Source organism: Ligaoa zhengdingensis (genome assembly GCF_014384885.1).
GTDB classification, from domain to species: domain Bacteria; phylum Bacillota; class Clostridia; order Oscillospirales; family Ruminococcaceae; genus Ligaoa; species Ligaoa zhengdingensis.
In genome coordinates this window covers 38,666-56,555 of record NZ_JACRST010000013.1, presented here as the reverse complement: position 1 = coordinate 56,555, position 17,890 = coordinate 38,666, and the positions used below count along the sequence as shown (strand labels likewise).

Here is a 17,890-nt window from a genome sequence, read left to right as displayed (position 1 = left end):
TTTTGTCGGTTTATCAGAGCGGTTGTTTCGGCGGAACCAGTGCTGGGATGGGCGTCAGCGGCAGAAATGTACGATGTACGATTCCAACGCCTTCTGAATGACTTCAACCGCGCGGTCGGCGTGCTCCACCTCGTTAACCGCGGTTTCCTTGTTTTCCAGCGCTTTGTACACCTGGAAAAAATGGGTCATCTCGTCAAAGATGTGGCGCGGCAGGTCGTCGATATCGCGATAATTGTTATAGGTCGGGTCCTCGAACGGAATCGCCACAATCTTTTCGTCGTTGCGGCCGTTGTCGATCATGGTGATCACCCCGATGGGATAACACCGCACCAGGGTGAGCGGGTCGATCGGCTCACTGCATAAAACCAGCACATCCAGCGGGTCGAGGTCGTCGCCGTAGGTGCGGGGGATAAAGCCGTAGTTGGAGGGATAATGGGTGGAGGTGTAGAGGATGCGGTCCAGCCGGATGAGGCCGGTATCCTTGTCCAGCTCATATTTCTTTTTGCTCCCCTTGGGGATTTCGATGACCGCCATAAAATCCTTGGGGGTGATGCGTTTGGGGCTGATGTCGTGCCAGATATTCATGGTATTATTCCGCCTTCCTGAGCGCCGCGGGCGCCTAATTTTCATGATAGGTGTGGGTTCCTCCGGCGCGTCAGGCGGGGAAGACCTCTTTCAATAGGGTGTATGCCTTCTCCTCGGTGAATACGCCCGGGGAGGTCGCAAAGTTTGCTGTGGGCGCGCAGCGGTGGGCCACTTCGCGCAGTTGTTCGTCGGTGAGATGCGGCAGCGGGGCGTCCAGCAGCTCGCCGATCAGCGCCGAGACACTGCTTCCGCCGTAGCCCAGGCTGGCGAACAGATGGGCGTACTTCTCAAAACAGTGTGCCTTGGCTTCGCGCAAAAATGCACGCAGATAGACAGCGCACGCCTGCCCGTGCGGAATCTGGTGTTCCTCCGAGAGAAAATACCCCAGCGGATGGCAAAAGCCCGTCCCGGTCGTGCTGATGGTCACGCCGGCGTAGAGCGATCCGTAGAGCAGCCGCTCCCGCACCGCATAGGGGATATCCCCATTGTTGGGCCGCTTGTGGACAGCGCGCAGCGCATCCACCAGCAGCGATACCGCCCGCGCTGCAAATAGATCCGAGAGATCGGTCGCTTTGGAGGAGAAATACCCCTCGATGGCGTGGCAGAGGGCGTCCAATGCGGTGCTGATGGTGATGCCGTAGGGGAGCGCCTCGGTGTAGTGCGGGTCGGCAAAGGCGCAGACCGCAAAGGTGCGGTGGCCGGTGTGGTCGCAAAACGATTTCTTGCGGCCGGTCTCGTCCACGGTGAGCACCGAGTAGGGGGTCACTTCGCTGCCGGTTCCGGCGGTGGTACCGATCAGTACAAAGGGCAGGGCGCAATCGGGGAGTTTGCCGTACAGCTCGGTCCCGTGCACCAGCCCGGTGGCGAAAAAGGCTGCGGCCTTGGTCGCGTCGAGCGGGGAGCCGCCTCCGATCCCGATGAGAAAGTCCGCGCCAAATGCCTGAGCGCGGCGGCCGGCCTCCTCGCAGGAGGAGAGCAGCGGGTTGGGGCCGATGCCGTCGAACACCTCGTAGGTTACGCCCTGTTCGGTCAATGCTGCGGTGCAGTCGTCCAACGCGCCGCTGAGCTTGGCGCTGTGCCGCCCGGTGATGATCAGACAGCGGCGGCCCAGGGCGGAAAAAACTGCGCCGCCCTTTCGCACACAGCCCGCACCGCTGATGACGCGCGTGGGCAGAAAAAAGTTGAAATCCATGGGGCACCTCCAATGTGGTAATCAATCCGGTTGTCCTGTCTTCATTATAGACATTTATCATAGTCAAGGCAAGCCGCTTTGCAAAAAAATCGAAGGAAATTCGGATTACAATGAGAAATTCTACACAAAAAAGAGGAAAATCAGTCGAAAATAATGATAAAAAATTATCGGTCAACTTCTGTTGTTTCCCGAATATCCATCCAGAGAATTGCGGTAGGCAAAGACGCAGTAGCGCGCGTGGGACTGGATGCGCTGCCGCGCCAGCGTGATATGCCGTGACACGGTGGAGCAGTCCAACCCCAGCTCGCCGGCGATCTCGGTGACGGTGCGGCCCTCGTAGTAGCGCTTGGTGAAGCACTGCCGCTGGCGTTCGGTGAGTTCGTGGTCCACTGCATAGCGGGTGGCGCGCAGCAGCGCGGTGAGAAATTGGCGGTTGGTGTTGTCCTCATCCGCTTGGACGCACACCTGTGCGGAGATGCTGTCGATATCCTCCACCAGAAAGACGCGCTTGCTTCTCGGCCTCAGCATAGCACACCCTCCCGCTCCTCCTGCTGGCGGCGCACAAGTTCCATGCGCACCAGCATCACATCGTACAGCTCCTCCTGCATCACGGCCAAGCGGCGCTTGAGCAGATCCCGCTCGGCGAAGGGAAGCCGTTTGATATCCTGGCGCATACTTGTGACCCGTCCGCGAAGCAGATCCTCCGTGCGGGTGTATTCCTCGATCATGGCGTTGTAGTTCAAATTTTGCACTCTCCCTTCCAATACACGTTTTGTGTTTTTAGACCTCTCAGGGCGGATGTATAAAACATATGTTCTAATAATCTGCCCCCCTTGCCGAGTGGAAACAAGGGGGCCTTAACTTCAAGACTAGCACAGGAATGGGAAACTGTCAATGTGAACGAGGAAAATTATTCCAAAAATTTTTCTTGACATTTCTACACAAATTGTGTAATCTATAAGAAAGGAGATGAGCTGATTTGTTGGGTGTGCGACTGAAGGAGTTGCGGAAGATCAGGGGGATGAGCCAGGCGCAGCTGGCGCATGAAATCGGTGTTTCCCCCAGCGCTATCGGCATGTATGAGCAAGGGCGTCGGGAGCCGGACCACGAAACGCTCGGAAAGCTGTGCGCGGTGTTCCATGTCTCGAGCGATTTCCTGCTCGGGTCGGGCGGGGAAAGCCAGCAGCACGACCTGGATGAGATCATCGAGAGCGTGCGCGAGGCGATTTTACAGCCTGAGGGGCTGATGTTCAACGGCGTGCTGCTCGATCCGGCGGATAGTGAGAAGATCGTCGACGCCATCCGGTTGGGCATCGGCATCGTGCTGGGCCAAAAGAATATGAAACAAAACGGAGGAAGAAGCTGAGTGTCGGACATCTTCAGGACCGTCGGCGGGCTAATCAGGCAATATGGAACCAACGACCCGTTTGCGCTGAGCGAGGCGCTTGGAATCGGAGTGCTTTTTTGTGACCTGCCGGTGGATGTCAAAGGGTTTTATCTGTCTCTGAGAGGCAGACAGATGGTTTTTATCAATCAGGAGCTGGAGGAAAACGAGGCGAGAGTCACCTGCGGGCACGAGTTGGGCCACGCGGTGTTGCATCGCGACTACAACAGCGTGTATCTGCGCGCCCACACGCAGCAGTTCAACGGTCGGCGCTATGAACTGGAAGCGGACCTCTTCTGTGCCTGCTTGTTGATGGAGGAGCCGCAGACGGGGGACGAGGCGATCACATTGGAGGATATCGCGCGCCGCACGGGGCTGCCGGAGCGGCTGGTGCGGCTGTACTTTGGGTTCCGCGGCAGGGCGGCGCAGGGAACCTGTGAGGAAGGAGCGGGGCAGAGATGAGAAAACGGGCGCTGGTTTTGGCGGGCGGAGGCTCGCGCGGTTCCTATCAGGTCGGGGTGTGGCGCGCGCTGCGCGAGCTCGGATGGGACTTTGACATCGTCACCGGCACCTCGGTGGGCGCGCTCAACGGCGCGCTGGTGGTGCAGGGGGATTACGACGCGGCGGTCCAGATGTGGCAGAGCATCTCGACCACCGACGTGCTCAACATGCAGATCGACGACAAGATCGACGGCCTGCGTGACTTCAACAGCAAGCTGGCGCTGTTCCTTTCGGAGATGGCAAAGAACGGCGGGGCGGATCCGCGCCCGCTGGAGGAGATTTTGCGCCGCTGCGTGGATGAAGAACGCATCCGGAATTCGCCGCTCGACTTTGCAATCGTCACGGTGGAGTACCCCAGCCTGACCCCGCGCATCATCAGCAAGGATACCCTGCCGCCCGGCGAGCTGGTGGATTACCTGATGGCGAGCGCCGCCTGCTTCCCCGCGATGAAGATGCGGGAGATCGGCGGGGCGAAGTATATCGATGGGGGCTACTACGACAACATGCCGGTCAATCTGGCGATGGAGCGGGGCGCAGAGGAGATCGTCGCGGTCGATCTGGAGGCGATCGGGCGGCAAAAGGCGGTTCACGCCAAGAGCGGGGTCAAGCTGCGCTACGTCCGCAGCCGGTGGGATCTGGGGGTGTTTCTGCTGTTCGATCAGGAGGTGGCCGTGCGCAATATGCAGCTCGGCTACCTCGACGGCCTCAAGGAGTTCGGCAAACTCGAGGGCGAGGCATACGCATTCCGGCCGGGCGAGATCGTTGAGAACGCACGCGAGCTGGGGCGATATTTCGACCTTATCACCATCAAACTGGGGATCACAGTTCAGCCCTGCCACAGGGCGCGGCTTCAGCCCGACCCCAACGCAGCGCTCTGTTTGGCGCGCGCGGTGCGATCCGGCGCGCGCGTGCGCATGACCACCCCGGCGGGTATCACAGCGGCGGCCGAGACAGCGGCGCGCATCTTTGCGCTCCCGCCGCTGGAGGTCTACACCTTCGAGCAGTTCAACACAGCGCTGCGCAGCGAGGCCGATCGGCTCCATGCGGTGGATTTGGAGGAGCTGCGCAGCGATTTAGAGGAGCTGCGCCGACCCAAGGAACTGCTCGCTCTGCTGGAGGGGATCGATCGGCGGCATGTCACAGCGTTCCTCCTCAGCGAGCTGCGCAAGGGGTACGAGCGCGGCGACGAATCCCCCTTGATGCGGGTGATCGGCAGGCTGGCTGCGGATGAATTTATCGCGGCGCTGTACCTCTTGGCACTGGAGATGTCCGGGCGGCCGCAGGAGCCGGATTTGCCGCCGCCGGCTGAATAACCGCGGGCGTTTTATCCCATATTAAGGTTAAATCAACCAATGTGGGAGGAATACGATGGAATTCAAAGGAAGCAAGACGGAAGCCAACCTGATGGCCGCATATGCGGGGGAATCGCAGGCGCGCACAAAATATACCATTTATGCGGAGCTCGCCCGCAAGGACGGATATGAGCAGCTCGCACAGATTTTTGACGAGACCGCAAAAAACGAGAAGGCGCACGCCGAACAGTGGCTGAAATACCTGCACGGCGGCGACTTCAAAAACACCGAGGTAAACCTGACCGACGCCGCGGGCGGCGAACACTACGAGTGGAGCGAAATGTACCCCCAATTTGCCGAGCAGGCGAAGGCCGAGGGCTTCAACGAGATCGCCAATAAGATGCAGCTGGTGGCGGCGATCGAGAAGGAGCACGAAAAGCGCTACCGCGAGCTGATCGAGACTCTCAAAAACGGCGCGGTCTTCCAAAAGGACGACAAGATCGTCTGGATTTGCAGCAACTGCGGCCACGAGCATGTCGGCACCACAGCGCCGCAGATTTGCCCGGTGTGCGGCTACGGCCAGGCGTATTTTCAGGAGAAGGCGAACAACTACTGAGGAACAAAAAAGAGGCGGACCCTTTTAGAACAGGGCCCCGCCTCTTTTACTTTTTGGCTGATTCAGCGCTCCACACCCGGCCGTGCCGCGATGCCCCGGTCATAGGGATGTTTGCGCTTGCAGATTTCCGATACATAGTCCGCCCGATCCAGCAGCCACTGGGGCGGGTTGCGCCCGGTCATCACCAGCTCGAGCGGCTCCGGTTTGTGATCGACCAGCTCGTGCAGCAGCGCCTCGTCGATAAGGCCGCAGCTGAGCGCACCCATCAGCTCATCCAGGATCAGCATATCGCAGCGCCCCTCGCGGGCGAGCTCTAAGGCACAGTGCAGGTAGCGGCTGTGGATCTCGCGGGTCTGATCCAGCTCCTCTGGGTTCATCTGGAAGGTGAACTTGGGACTCATCTGCTCGCGGATGACGGTGATGTTGGGCAGCAGCTCCAGGGAGCGGAGCTCGCCGCTCGTCTGCCCCTTGAGAAACTGCACAATGGCAACCTGCATCCCGTTGCCTGCGGCGCGTAGCGCTAAGCCCATGGCGGCGGTGGTTTTTCCCTTGCCGTCGCCGCAGTAGATGTGGATGAGGCCGGGCTGTCTGTTCATGTAGAATCATTCCTTCCAGCGTGGATTGTTGGTCAATTCCAGGGGTTGTCCTCGGTCGGCTTGGCGGAATCCGGTTGAGTTTCCGCGGCGGCCCCGTCTGTGGATGATGAAAACTCAGTGGGGGAGAGCGGGTAGGGCGGCAGCGGATTCTCCTGCTTTGCCTTTTTGCGCCGGTGCGCCACCAGCAGGCTGATCAGTACCACCAGCAGAACCGCTGCGAGCGGCGCCGCGATCATCACCCAGAGTGGAATCTCGAGCTCCGACTCAGCCGGAGTGGGCTGTCCGCTCGCCGCAGTGGGTGCGGCGCTGTCGGAGCTCGACGGGGTTGGTGCAGCGGAGGAGGACGGCGACGCTTGAGATGACGAGGACTCGGAGGAAGCGGAGGTCGTCACCGTTCCCGTAAAGGTCGGCACCGTCACCGGGGCGGTGCTCTGCGAGGATGTGGCGTCTTCAGCCGCCGGAGCCTTGTAGCGCTCGATCAATTCCGCAATGGTGTAGTAGATGCGCCCGTCGTCCACCCGGTCGAGTTCCTCGCCCTTCAGAGTGAGTTCGCCGGATCTGCCGTAGGAGATGGTGAGGGAGAGGTCGCGGCCGTACAGCGCCTGCAGCACGGCCGATGAGACGTGGTTCCAGTCCCCTGCCTGCACATAGAGAGTATTCCCATCCGCGGCGTTGTCGATGCGGTCCTTCACTTCCATCCAGAATTCGTATTCGGTGTTGGCGGCCGACGGCTGCGCCGATCCTCCGGAATGAGATGCGGAAGGCTTGCGGTTGGTGGGCGTCAGGGTGAATGTTCCAAAGCTGTCCGCGGAGACAAGGACGTAGCGCGCGTTCCCCGCAGGGCTGGTCAGGATGTCGAGATAGGAGGTGGCGGTGCTGCCGTCCCGATCGGAGCGGTGCTCCACACGGGCGTATTTGGCGTCGAATGCGGTGGGGATGGGCAGGCGGAAGGTGACGTTGCGCTGCCGCAGATAGCGGTTGGAGATCACCCATGGCCCCTCCGACGAACCCGCCGGCTGGTAATACGCCTTGGCGTCGAACACCACCGCCGTGATCACCGGCTCCTTTTGTCCGTTTGCCCCCGGCACCTGTGTGGCGCGGAGCTCCTCGATCGCGGGGATGACCGAAACCTGAAGGTCGCCGGCTGCGGGAAGCCCGGTGATCGCCTCCACCAGGCCGCGCGGCGGGGCGGTGGACACCGCTTCGTTCTGTATCATCTCGTTCACCGAGCGCTGCACCAGCTCGCGCAGCGCCTCCGGGACGCCGTCGATCTCGATGCGCGAGACCGCCGGCTTGGCCACCGCGACCAGGCTGCTGTCCGCCGCATCGCTCAGCTCCTGCAAATCCTCGTCCAGGTAGTACGGGTAGACGACCGCCTGGGCGCCGCTGTAGAGGGCGCCGTCCGCATCCGCGTCCTGCACGCGGGGCGCGAATACGGCATCGCCAAAGCGGTAGTAGTTTTCCGAGAGGTCGTATTGGCCGCAGCCCCGGTTCGCCTCGCTGCCCAGCTCAAAGGCGTAGCGGGTATCGAGAAAGCGGTTGTTTTTGCAGGTCAGGCCGCTGCCGGGCATGGCGGAATAGTTGACGCTGATCGCGCGGTTGGCCCCGAGAAACCAGTTGTCCGAAATGACTACCTCGCCGTCCGCGCCGGCTGTCACCGAGATAACCTCGGTGCGCCATCCGCCGGCCTGCTCCGCGCCGATATGGAATTCGTTTCCGGTGATGACGCTGCCGTTGCCCGCGCCGACCACCGGCGCGACACAGAGCATGTCCACGAGGTTGCCGCGGAACAGAATGCGCCCGGAGGCTCCGGTCTCATTCAGCACCAGGTTGAAGCCGTAATCCGCGCCGTCCGCGAGCGTGAAGGTGCAGCCGTCCACTGAGACGGTTGAGCCCGACCCGTTGAGGTAGATCACCCAGGTGCTCCCCTCATCGACGGAAAAATGTAGATCACGGAACGCGATGGTCTGCCCATCGGCTTCGCAGGTGAACAGGGCGCTGCCGGCGATAACCGGCAGATCTTCGCTATCCCCCGTGCCCTCGATGGTCAGGCTGTGCGCGATGGAGAGGGTGCGGCTGGATGCGTACACCTCCCCCGCGGCGAGCAGGATGCGGTCGCCGTCGGCGGAATGCTCCACCGCCTCCTCCAGGGTGGCGTAGGAGGTTTCTTCGCCGCCGTGGATCAGCGTAACCGGCAGGGGCTCCTCCTCGGGAAGCGCTGCCAAAGACACGGGCGTTTCCGCTTGAGCATCTCCCAGCGGCTCGGAGGGCTCAGCGGTGGGGTGGCTGTCCGCCGTGCCGGTTTCACAGGGCCCCTCATGGTCGGGAGCAAGGGTGCAACCCGGCTGGTGGATGGGCGCCGCTTTCTCCGAGGAATCCGGCGCGCTGGAGGAGGACGCCGGTTCGCCCTCGTCCGCATCGCTGCTGGAGGGAGCGCTCTCCTCCTCGGATGAGGTCTCAGAGGAGGAGGGCCCATCTTCGGGGACTTCGCTGCTTTCTGAACTGCCCCCCGCTTCGGAGGTGTCTTCCCCGGACGATGCCTCCGATTCCGAATCGTCCGGCGGCGTTTCCTCTGCGCTGCTGTCCCCATCGGGCTGCTCAAGGTCGGGCGTGCGTTCCTCCACGCCGGGCAAAACCGCGGTGTCGGTGGGGAGGTCCCACTCGGCGAAGACAGAAGCGCCCAAGCAGGCAATTACCACCGCTACCGCGAGAAACGAGGTGAAAGGCCGACAGAATTTCTTTTTCACAGTGTTGTCCCCCTGTATTTCCCGGGTGCGCCCTCTGCCGCACAGCGGGAAAAGAGATGTTGATTGTCCTGATTCGACAAAAACCTAGAATCATTATACCATCTCACCGCGGGGCTTGTAAACCAGCATTTTCCTCTGCCGGTGATATTGTGGCGGGAAAAAATTTTTTAGAAAACCCCCTTTTCAAACGCGAACATATGTGCTATACTCGAAAAAGAACAAATGTTTTAAGACGGAAATATGCGCAGAACATACGTTTAAAAGGAGGACAACCGGTGATGACAATGGAGCTTTTGAAATGGATTGCAGCTAGTATTTGTTTTATGACCGCAGCGGCCAGTGCGTTGGCCTACTGGCTTTTGCCTGCGTCCGAAGCAGAGAAAAAGGCGGCTGCTTGCGCGCAGGAGGAACAGCCCTGCACCGCACAGCCGCAGCTTCGTGTGGTTGAGGGCGGGTGTCAGCCGCCCCGCCACTGTGCATAAATAAAAAATGGTTGCAAAGCAATTATCTTTCCGTGCAGCCGGCCGAGCACGATGATTCCGTTGCCCGCAGCAAATGAAAAGGTCGCGTGGGCGTTTCATAGATATCCTTTGAAATTGATAAAATATTTGATGGCTCGATGTCAAAATGGCGCCGATCTATGCTATACTTATTTTTGAAAATAAAACAGCTTAATCGGAATGTGAGGTGGAACCAATATGAAGATAATAGAAGTTAAGGAAAGAACGGCACTGCTGATAGAACAGCTAACCGAAGTATGGGAAAGGTCTGTAAAGGACACACATCTCTTTTTATCAGAGAGTGAAATAGAAGATATTAAAAAATATGTCCCACAAGCGTTAAAGGGTGTCGTCCATTTGGTTGTTGCGGAGAACGAAAGCGGATGTCCTGTCGCCTTTATGGGCGTGGAAGAACAAAAACTTGAAATGCTGTTTATTGCACCCGAAGAAAGAGGAAAAGGCTTAGGAAAAAAGTTAATCCAATATGGGATTGAAAATTACTCAATCAGGGAATTGGCTGTTAATGAACAAAACCCCCTTGCGAAAGGCTTTTATGAACATATGGGTTTTCGAGGCTATAAAAGGACGGACCATGATGAGCAGGGAAAGCCATATCCACTTTTATATATGAAGTTAAATTGACAAACCCTATTTATCGAGCAGATGCGATAAGGGCATCGCGCCGGAGCTGGCGAAACGGTATGGCGTGACCGAAAAACCGAAAACCAAATGGAATGGGTTCGCCAGATGAACGCCTGCAAGGCACAGGCAAAGGAAATCGTGAAGCACGATGATATACGAAACGCCCGAACGAAAAATGTTCGGGCGTTTCGTATTCAGCCGGTAGATTGCTTCGCACTTTTCTGCTATACTCTATTTTGCATGATAAAGTGACGAATCGATCTTTGCCGACCAGATAATTTTTGCGAGGAGAGGCGTTCTGTGATGGAAATATTAAAAGCGAAAAAAGCTGATATTGACAGCATCGAAAGGATTTATGAGAATATTCATGACGAGGAAGAAAAAGGATTGACTATAACTGGATGGATTCGTAATGTTTATCCTACCAGAAAAACAGCGGAAGATGCTTTGAACAGAGACGATTTGTTTGTTATGGTGGATGAAAGTAAAATGGTAGCAGTAGCGATAATCAATCAAATTCAAGTTGATGAATATAAATATGCAACATGGAAACATAACGCGAGTGACAATGAAATCATGGTGCTTCATGGCTTGGCAGTTGACCCATTTGAAAAGAAGAAAGGTTATGGAAAAGCTTTCGTAGCATTTTATGAGGATTATGCAAAACAGCATGGCTGTGTCGCATTGCGTATGGATACGAATGTGTTAAATACAAGAGCACGAAAGCTGTATCAAAAGTTGGGATATGAAGAAATAGGTATGATAAAGTGCGTATTTAACGGCATTCCAAATGTTCAGTTAGTATGCCTTGAAAAATATTTAGGATAAGTTTTTTGGAAATGAGAAGAAGCGCATAACACAAATTGTCGCGTAGTGGGGAGTTCAGCATAAATATTATGCGGAAAATGACCCTCCGTGTGGCAGAAACCATACGGAGGGTCAGCTGTTTTACGGATGCCGGTCATTAGCGGAAGGAATTTGGTTCAGCTGCGGCTTATTGGGGCAACAGGCTGGAAAATTCCTTGACCAGGGAGGAGAGCCCGCCGAGCAGGGCGTCCTGCAGTTCGTCGCTGTTGGAAACCACCCAGCTGTCGTCCGACGGCTCCAGGGCGATATCCACAGTTTTGGTGGCGGTCTTGTTACAGTCCTGGATGCACTCCCGCAGGGCGTCCATCAGCTTGGTGTTAAGGCCGTCCCCGCTTTTGCCCAGATTCCCCATGGTGAGCGCGATCGATTTCCCGAGGAAGCTCTGCACCACCGAGCCGAAATCCAGGGTGGTGATCTCCGCCTTTACCGTCGCGTTTTCCCCGTCCATCTCCGACGAAAGCACCTTGCATGAGAGGTCCTTCACTACCGCCTGGGCCAATTCCTTATTTTGCTCGCTGGTGAGGTCGAGCTTCTCGGTTTTGAGCGCCAGATCGCCGCCCAGGTAACCTTTTGCAGTTTCCAGGTCCAGCGCCTTGACCGCTTTGACCAGATTGTTGACCGCCTCCTCAGGCGTTTCCCCCTCAGCCTCAGCCTGTGACGGCGCAGCGCTCGATGAAACCGGCGGGGTGGAAGAAGCGGGTTCCGGGGCCGAAGAGGACGAGGCGGGACGCTTCCATCCGCAGGCGGCTGTGGAAAGCGCAAAAAGCAGCGCCAGGGAACAGATGGCAATTCGTTTCATAGTAACAACCTCCTTTGTATCGCTGGTGCCCCCAGAATAGCATATCTGGGCCGAAAAGTCACCCCGAAAAGCAGGATTGTAACTTTTGGGTAAAAAAATAGTACCGCCACCGCGATTGCAGTGACAGCACCCCTGGTGGACGATAAGGAACTCGAATCCCTGACCCTTCGCACGTCAAGCGAATGCTCTACCAGCTGAGCTAATCGTCCATATATAAAGTTGTCCAAATCGGTGATTCCCCGATGCGACTTTATTATTATACAACGTATTTACAGAAAAATCAAGACAAAGACACAAATTTTTTTTAAAATATTTGCGAAAGCATCATTTTACGGACAGATTGTGCAAAAAAAGCAAGAATCCATCAGCATCTTGCCCAAATCTTTTGACTCATCGGCGGCAGTTTGTATTGTTCCCAAACGGCCGATATGATATAATAACCGCAAAGCGGTTTTATGTCCGCCCTGCGGGCTGGAGCAATGAAATCACCGCTTGCTGTATGCCTGTGCTATCATAGATACAATATATTTAGTGAGGAGAACGATGTGCTTTGGTGATTGTGGGGATCGATCCCGGTTACGCGATTGTGGGCTACGGGGTGTTGGATTACCGCGCGGGACGGTTTGCCACCCTGGGCTACGGCGCGATCGCCACGCAGCCGGGCACGCCGTTTGAGCGGCGGCTCGAGCAAATCTACCGCGAAATGACCCGCGTCCTGCAAAAGTACCGGCCGCAGGCGATGTCGATCGAAAAACTGTTTTTCACCAACAATAAAACCACTGCGATCGACGTCGCGCAGGCACGCGGGGTCATCCTGCTGGCGGCCTGTCAAAACGGGGTGGAGATCCACGAGTACACCCCGATGCAGGTCAAGCAGAGCGTGGTGGGGTACGGCAAGGCCGTCAAATCGCAGGTGCAGGAGATGACCCGCACCATCCTCAAGCTGGACACCATCCCCAAGCCGGACGACACCGCCGATGCGTTGGCTTTGGCCATCTGCCACGGACACTGCGCGGGTTCGCTATTCCGTCTGATTAAATAAAGGAGAAGGCCGATGATTTACCGTTTAAGGGGCAAACTGATCCACACCGCGCCCAACCTCGCGGTGGTGGAGTGCGGCGGTGTGGGTTATGCCTGCAAGACCACTACCTCCACCCTGAGCGCCCTGCCCAAGCAGGGGGGCGAAGCGCAGCTCTACACCTATCTGCACATAACAGACAGCGCCCTCGACCTGTTCGGCTTTGCCACCGAGCTGGAACTGGGCTTCTTTAAAATGATGATTACCGTTTCAGGCGTCGGGCCCAAGGTGGCGCTCGCCATCCTCTCCGACCTCACCCCCGACCGCTTGGCGCTGTGCATCGCGTCGGGCGACCACAAGACCCTCACGCGCTCGCCGGGCGTGGGCAACAAACTTGCCCAGCGCATCGTACTGGAGCTCAAGGATAAGGTGGCTGACGCGGAGTTTGGCCTGTCCGCGCCCGAGGGGATCACCGCCGCCGAGATCGGGTCGGGCAATCTCGCCGAGGCTGCCGCCGCGCTGGAGTCGCTGGGCTATGCGCGCGCCGAGGCTGCGCAGGCGCTGGCCAAGCTGGACCCGGCCCTGCCGGTGGAGGAACTCATCAAGGGCGGCCTCAAAAGGTTGGCCATTGTGCCGTAAAGGGGGAACTGAAGATGAACTACAAATGGATTGCCGTCCTGCTGGCCGCCGCGTTGGCGGCGCTGCCGGGCTGTGCGCGGGAGAGCCGCCCCTCCTCCGCGCCGGAGGAGTCCTCCTCTCAGTCCGAACCGGTTTCATCCGAGCCGGAGGCGCTTTCCTCCTCCAGCAGTACAGCGGACGAGACCCAGGTGCTCCCGCAGACCGCCGACGAGGCGGCCGAGCGGTTTGTTGCGGCACTGCGCGCGGGGGACACCGGCGAGATGGAATTTCTGTCGGCGCGCTACGAGTCCCCGAGCGGGCAGTGCGACTATTGGAAGCAGGTCTCCCTGGGGGAGATCTCCTGCGAGCCGATCCAGTCCGAGGGGATCAGCGGTACCTACCGGCTGACGATGGAGGTGCTCGACGCGGGCCCAACCCTGCTCGCTACCGGCGTCGGCAGCTATGTGATGCGGGTGGGCAGCCTGGGGTACGACCCCATCCCGATGGTGCTCTGCATCGCGCCGGAGGACAGATACATCGATGAGATGCAGCTGATCGAGGACTCCGCCGCGGCGCAGGTGATGCAGGCGCGGGCGTTCGGCTTTTTGTCCCGCCCGTTCGAGACGCCGGACGACCTGACCGACGACCTGGATGTCGAATACCTGATCGCGATGGGCGCGTCGGAGTATCCGGACGGCCTGACGCAGGGGCAGATGGATGAGATGGCCGCGCGCTATTACGGCGCGGAGGAGTTTGTGCGGCAGGAGTCGCGCTTTTACGATCCCCAGGCGCAGCTTTATGTGATGCTGGGGCGCGGGGGCAATATCACCAACGACCGGATTGTGCGCATCGACCACGGCGCGGACGAGACCTTCCTCTATGTCGAAACCTATACCGACCCGGTTCAGGTATGTTTGGAGAGCACCCTGGAATATCATATGAGGGACAACGGCGACGGCACCTGGCAGGTGATCACCCTGCGCGAGGTGGATCCGCTCGCCTGATGAGCGGGGAGGAGGATGCCCGATGCAGCGGGAAAGACCGGATTGCCCGTGCGTGAGAAGGCGCTGCCCGCGGCGCGGGGATTGTGAGAGCTGCCGGGAGCACCACCGCCTTCATCCCAAGTACCCGCCCTACTGCGAGCGGAAAGAGCGGCCGGCCGCGCCCAAACCGGCCGGAGATAAAGGAGATTAGCCGTTTGGATAGCTACGAAATGGATTTTGAAAACCGCATTGTCGCGCCCGACTACGTCCGGGAGGACTCGGACGTGGAGGGTTCGCTGCGCCCCAAGACCCTGTCGGAGTACATCGGGCAGGAGAAGGCCAAGCAGAACCTCTCGGTCTATATCGAGGCTGCGCGGCAGAGGGGGGAGCCGCTCGACCACGTGCTGCTCTACGGTCCGCCGGGCCTGGGTAAGACCACGCTGGCGGGCATCATCGCCAACGAGATGAACGTCAACCTGCGCGTCACATCCGGCCCTGCGATTGAAAAACCGGGCGATTTGGCCGCGCTTCTCACCAATTTAAGCGAAAACGATATACTGTTTATAGATGAAATCCACCGCCTCTCGCGCGCTGTGGAGGAGGTTCTCTACCCCGCCATGGAGGACAACGCGCTCGACATCATCATCGGCAAGGGCCCGAGCGCGCGCAGCATCCGCATCGATCTGCCGCACTTCACGCTGGTGGGCGCCACCACCCGCGCAGGGCAGCTCACCGGCCCGCTGCGCGACCGCTTCGGCGTGATCCTGCGCCTGGAGCTATACACCCCGGAGCAGCTTGCGCACATTGTGCGGCGCAGCGCGGGCATCCTTGGCATCGATTGCGACGAGGAGGGCGCGCACGAGCTGGCGCGCCGCAGCCGCGGAACCCCGCGCATCGCCAACCGCCTGCTCAAGCGGGTGCGCGACTTCGCACAGGTGCTGGGCGACGGGGCGATCCACCGGCAGATTGCGGCCGAGGCGCTGGGCCGCCTGGAGATCGACGAGCTGGGGCTGGATAACATCGACCGCCTGATTTTGGAGACGATGATTAAAAACTACGCCGGCGGGCCGGTGGGCCTGGATACGCTGGCGGCGGCCATCGGCGAGGAATCGGTGACCATCGAGGACGTCTACGAGCCTTATCTGATCCAACTCGGCTTTTTGACGCGCACCCCGCGCGGGCGGTGCGTCACCCTGCCGGGCTATCAGCATATGAACATGCGGCCGAACCCCCAGGTGCGCTCGGCTGTGGAGGAAGGGTTTGAACAGATCGGGATCGAGGATGTGTAACCGGATCGACAGAACATCTTGCCGACAGGCAGAAACAGGGGGATGACAATGGGCAGACTATTTGGAACCGACGGCGTGCGCGGCGTCGCCAACCGGGATTTGAGCGTGCGGCGTGCGCTGGAGGTGGCCGAGGCGGCCGGCATGATTTTAAAACGCGAAAAGGGCGCAAAACCCGTCTTTGTGGTGGGGCGGGATACCCGTATCTCGTCCGCCATGCTGGAAAGCGCAATGGTGGCCGGGCTTTGCGCCGTTGGCGCGGACGTTTTGCTGCTGGGGGTGACGCCCACCCCTGCGGTGGCCTATCTGGTAAAGGCGCTGGGGGCGGATGCGGGCGTGATGCTCACCGCGTCCCACAACCCATATGAATTTAACGGCATCAAGATTTTCAACAGCCAGGGCTTCAAGCTCTCGGATGCGGACGAGGAGGAGATCGAGGCGATCGTCCTCGACCATGCCGAGCCCATCGAATATGCGTCGGGCGGCGATATCGGCCGCGTGACCGATGAACAGTATAAAATCAGCCTGTACACCCAGCATCTGCGCTCCACAGTGGGCGGGGGTTTTGCCGGGCTGCGGGTGGCGCTGGACTGCGCGAACGGCAGCGCCAGCCGCACCGCCGCAGGTGTCTTCACCGGCCTGGGCGCACAGGTCTACATCCTCAACGCCAGCCCCGACGGGGTCAACATCAACGACGGATGCGGCTCGATGCATGTTGATAAGCTGGCCGACTATGTCAAGGCCAACGGGTTCGACCTGGGGCTCGCGTTCGACGGCGACGCCGACCGCTGCCTCGCGGTGGACAGCGAGGGGGATGTGATCGACGGCGATGTGATGATCGCGATCTTCGCCCAGCGCATGAAGGCGGAGGGCCGTTTGCCGGGCGACGCGGTGGTGGGCACCGTGATGAGCAACCTCGGGTTCTTTCGGTTCGCCGAGCAGAACGGCATCCAGGTGCACGCCACCAAGGTGGGCGACCGCTATGTGCTCGAAAAAATGTTGGCCGAAGGGTACCACATCGGCGGCGAGCAGAGCGGGCATGTCATCTTCCTGGAGCACATGACCACCGGCGACGGCCAGCTCTCCGGTTTGCAGCTGCTCGAAGCAATCGCCAAGAGCGGCAAGCCGCTTTGCGAGCTCAAAAAGGTGATGGTGCGCTACCCGCAGGTGCTCAAAAACGTGCGGGTCACCAAGGAGCAGAAGGAACGCCTGCCCGATGCCAAAGCGATCTGGCAGAGCGTGGAGGCCTGTGAGCGGGAGCTCGCGGGCAACGGGCGGGTGCTGCTGCGGCCGTCCGGGACGGAACCGCTCGTCCGCGTGATGGTGGAGGGCGCAGACCTCGCACAGATCGAGGAGATTGCAGGCCGTCTGGCGCGGCAGATCGGGGAGGAGCTATGAGAATCGCGTCCGATTGGAAGGATTATGAGATCATCGACGCCTCAGGCGGCGAAAAATTGGAGCGGTGGGGGGATGTGCTGCTCATCCGCCCCGACCCGCAGATCATCTGGGACACCCCAAAGACCTGCCCCGATTGGAAGCGGGCGGACGCCCGCTATATCCGGTCGTCGGCGGGCGGCGGGGCCTGGGAGGAATACAACCTGCGCAAAAAGCAGTGGAATATCCGATACAAAGGGCTCACCTTTCAGGTGAGCCCCACCGGGTTCAAGCACACCGGCCTGTTCCCCGAACAGGCGGTCAACTGGGACCTGTTTTCCGAGCTGATCCGGGGCGCGGGGCGGTCGGTCAAGGTGCTCAACCTGTTCGCCTACACCGGCGGGGCCACGCTGGCCTGCGCGGCGGCGGGCGCGCAGGTCTGCCATGTGGACGCGGCCAAGGGCATGGTGAATTGGGCGCGGGAGAACGCCCGCCTCTCCGGCCTGGCGGACAAGCCCGTCCGCTGGATTGTGGACGACTGCAAAAAGTTTGTGGAGCGGGAGATCCGGCGCGGCAACCGCTACGACGCAGTGATTATGGACCCGCCCAGCTACGGGCGCGGCCCGGGCGGCGAGGTGTGGAAGCTGGAGGAGGCGGTCTACGGCCTGGTGGACTTGTGCACGCAGGTGCTTTCAGACGACCCGCTGTTCTTCGCGCTCAACTCCTACACCACCGGTCTGCCGGCCTCGGTGATGGAGTATCTGCTGGGGGTCACGGTTGGGCGCCGGTACAAGGGCGAGATTTCCGCCTCGGAAATCGGCCTGCCGGTGCGGGAGAGCGGCGGCTATGCGCTGCCCTGCGGCTCGACCGCGCTGTTCCGCCGCTGAAGC

General features: G+C 59.5%; 20 protein-coding genes, 1 tRNA gene and 1 pseudogene. 14 read left to right on the top strand and 8 right to left on the bottom strand.

The genetic code is table 11. The features are described 5' to 3' along the window. Positions 1 to 54 precede the first annotated feature (54 nt). The 4 genes from H8711_RS09135 to H8711_RS09120 form a co-directional block, all read right to left on the bottom strand. Positions 55 to 585 (bottom strand): inorganic diphosphatase, encoded by a 531-nt coding sequence (locus H8711_RS09135; protein WP_249283162.1) that lies wholly within the window; start codon positions 583 to 585, stop codon positions 55 to 57. A 70-nt stretch (positions 586 to 655) separates the two neighbouring features. Next, positions 656 to 1,777 (bottom strand): iron-containing alcohol dehydrogenase, encoded by a 1,122-nt coding sequence (locus H8711_RS09130; protein ID WP_249283161.1) that lies wholly within the window; start codon positions 1,775 to 1,777, stop codon positions 656 to 658. 171 nt (positions 1,778 to 1,948) lie between these two features. Continuing rightward, entirely contained in the window at positions 1,949 to 2,305 is a 357-nt protein-coding gene (locus H8711_RS09125; RefSeq protein WP_249283160.1) for an RNA polymerase sigma factor, read from the bottom strand. Beyond that, positions 2,299 to 2,520, bottom strand: a complete 222-nt coding sequence (locus H8711_RS09120) for a hypothetical protein (protein WP_249283159.1) — start codon at positions 2,518 to 2,520, stop codon at positions 2,299 to 2,301. The genes H8711_RS09125 and H8711_RS09120 overlap by 7 nt, the downstream gene beginning before the upstream one ends. 245 nt (positions 2,521 to 2,765) lie before the next feature. On the opposite strand from H8711_RS09120, the gene H8711_RS09115 reads away from it, so the two are divergent. The 4 genes from H8711_RS09115 to rbr are packed head-to-tail and all read left to right on the top strand — an operon-like array spanning position 2,766 to position 5,570. After that, positions 2,766 to 3,143: a helix-turn-helix domain-containing protein gene (locus H8711_RS09115; RefSeq protein ID WP_249283186.1), complete on the top strand. Its 378-nt coding sequence runs from the start codon at positions 2,766 to 2,768 to the stop codon at positions 3,141 to 3,143. Next, positions 3,144 to 3,623 carry an ImmA/IrrE family metallo-endopeptidase gene (locus tag H8711_RS09110; protein ID WP_249283158.1) on the top strand — a complete coding sequence of 160 codons (480 nt, stop codon included), beginning with the start codon at positions 3,144 to 3,146 and terminating at the stop codon, positions 3,621 to 3,623. Continuing rightward, complete coding sequence (locus H8711_RS09105) at positions 3,620 to 4,975, top strand: patatin-like phospholipase family protein (protein WP_249283157.1); 1,356 nt, start codon at positions 3,620 to 3,622, stop codon at positions 4,973 to 4,975. Before H8711_RS09110 ends, H8711_RS09105 begins: the two co-directional genes overlap by 4 nt. A 55-nt stretch (positions 4,976 to 5,030) precedes the next feature. Further along, entirely contained in the window at positions 5,031 to 5,570 is a 540-nt protein-coding gene (rbr, locus tag H8711_RS09100; protein ID WP_249283156.1) for a rubrerythrin, read from the top strand. A 62-nt stretch (positions 5,571 to 5,632) separates the two neighbouring features. On the opposite strand, the gene H8711_RS09095 is transcribed toward rbr, so the two are convergent. Together H8711_RS09095 and H8711_RS09090 are read right to left on the bottom strand one after the other, a co-directional pair. Beyond that, positions 5,633 to 6,166, bottom strand: a complete 534-nt coding sequence (locus tag H8711_RS09095; protein WP_249283155.1) for a cob(I)yrinic acid a,c-diamide adenosyltransferase — start codon at positions 6,164 to 6,166, stop codon at positions 5,633 to 5,635. Positions 6,167 to 6,198: 32 nt separating this feature from the next. Beyond that, positions 6,199 to 8,913: a right-handed parallel beta-helix repeat-containing protein gene (locus tag H8711_RS09090; RefSeq protein WP_249283154.1), complete on the bottom strand. Its 2,715-nt coding sequence runs from the start codon at positions 8,911 to 8,913 to the stop codon at positions 6,199 to 6,201. A gap of 56 nt (positions 8,914 to 8,969) precedes the next feature. Between H8711_RS09090 and H8711_RS09085 the strand changes: the two genes are divergently transcribed. From H8711_RS09085 to H8711_RS09075, 4 genes and pseudogenes are all read left to right on the top strand, one after another. Further along, the gene (locus H8711_RS09085; protein WP_249283153.1) at positions 8,970 to 9,395 is read left to right on the top strand and encodes a hypothetical protein; all 426 of its coding nucleotides are present in this window, start codon (positions 8,970 to 8,972) and stop codon (positions 9,393 to 9,395) included. A 216-nt stretch (positions 9,396 to 9,611) separates the two neighbouring features. Continuing rightward, a complete protein-coding gene (locus tag H8711_RS09080) occupies positions 9,612 to 10,055 on the top strand; it encodes a GNAT family N-acetyltransferase (protein ID WP_249283152.1) in 444 nt (147 codons plus the stop codon). Between the two features lie 34 nt (positions 10,056 to 10,089). Continuing rightward, positions 10,090 to 10,205, top strand: a pseudogene (locus tag H8711_RS14225) (TnpV protein); the annotation flags it as partial. A 153-nt stretch (positions 10,206 to 10,358) separates the two neighbouring features. Continuing rightward, positions 10,359 to 10,883 carry a GNAT family N-acetyltransferase gene (locus tag H8711_RS09075; protein ID WP_249283185.1) on the top strand — a complete coding sequence of 175 codons (525 nt, stop codon included), beginning with the start codon at positions 10,359 to 10,361 and terminating at the stop codon, positions 10,881 to 10,883. A 166-nt stretch (positions 10,884 to 11,049) separates the two neighbouring features. Here H8711_RS09075 and H8711_RS09070 read toward each other — a convergent pair whose 3' ends face one another. Both H8711_RS09070 and H8711_RS09065 read right to left on the bottom strand, forming a co-directional pair. Beyond that, on the bottom strand, positions 11,050 to 11,721 hold the full coding sequence (locus tag H8711_RS09070) for a hypothetical protein (RefSeq protein WP_249283151.1): 672 nt from the start codon (positions 11,719 to 11,721) through the stop codon (positions 11,050 to 11,052). 133 nt (positions 11,722 to 11,854) lie between these two features. Further along, positions 11,855 to 11,930, bottom strand: a tRNA-Val gene (locus tag H8711_RS09065). Positions 11,931 to 12,271: 341 nt separating this feature from the next. On the opposite strand from H8711_RS09065, the gene ruvC reads away from it, so the two are divergent. The 6 genes from ruvC (at position 12,272) to H8711_RS09035 (ending at position 17,887) form a co-directional block, all read left to right on the top strand. Continuing rightward, a complete protein-coding gene (gene ruvC, locus H8711_RS09060; RefSeq protein ID WP_249283150.1) occupies positions 12,272 to 12,763 on the top strand; it encodes a crossover junction endodeoxyribonuclease RuvC in 492 nt (163 codons plus the stop codon). Between the two features lie 12 nt (positions 12,764 to 12,775). Next, on the top strand, positions 12,776 to 13,378 hold the full coding sequence (ruvA, locus tag H8711_RS09055) for a Holliday junction branch migration protein RuvA (protein WP_249283149.1): 603 nt from the start codon (positions 12,776 to 12,778) through the stop codon (positions 13,376 to 13,378). Positions 13,379 to 13,392: 14 nt separating this feature from the next. Continuing rightward, positions 13,393 to 14,361 carry a hypothetical protein gene (locus H8711_RS09050; protein WP_249283148.1) on the top strand — a complete coding sequence of 323 codons (969 nt, stop codon included), beginning with the start codon at positions 13,393 to 13,395 and terminating at the stop codon, positions 14,359 to 14,361. A gap of 209 nt (positions 14,362 to 14,570) precedes the next feature. Further along, positions 14,571 to 15,629 carry a Holliday junction branch migration DNA helicase RuvB gene (gene ruvB, locus H8711_RS09045; RefSeq protein WP_249283184.1) on the top strand — a complete coding sequence of 353 codons (1,059 nt, stop codon included), beginning with the start codon at positions 14,571 to 14,573 and terminating at the stop codon, positions 15,627 to 15,629. Between the two features lie 48 nt (positions 15,630 to 15,677). Next, positions 15,678 to 17,024, top strand: a complete 1,347-nt coding sequence (gene glmM, locus H8711_RS09040; protein WP_249283147.1) for a phosphoglucosamine mutase — start codon at positions 15,678 to 15,680, stop codon at positions 17,022 to 17,024. After that, positions 17,021 to 17,887, top strand: a complete 867-nt coding sequence (locus H8711_RS09035) for a class I SAM-dependent methyltransferase (protein WP_249283146.1) — start codon at positions 17,021 to 17,023, stop codon at positions 17,885 to 17,887. Before glmM ends, H8711_RS09035 begins: the two co-directional genes overlap by 4 nt. The last annotated feature ends 3 nt before the right edge of the window (positions 17,888 to 17,890 follow it).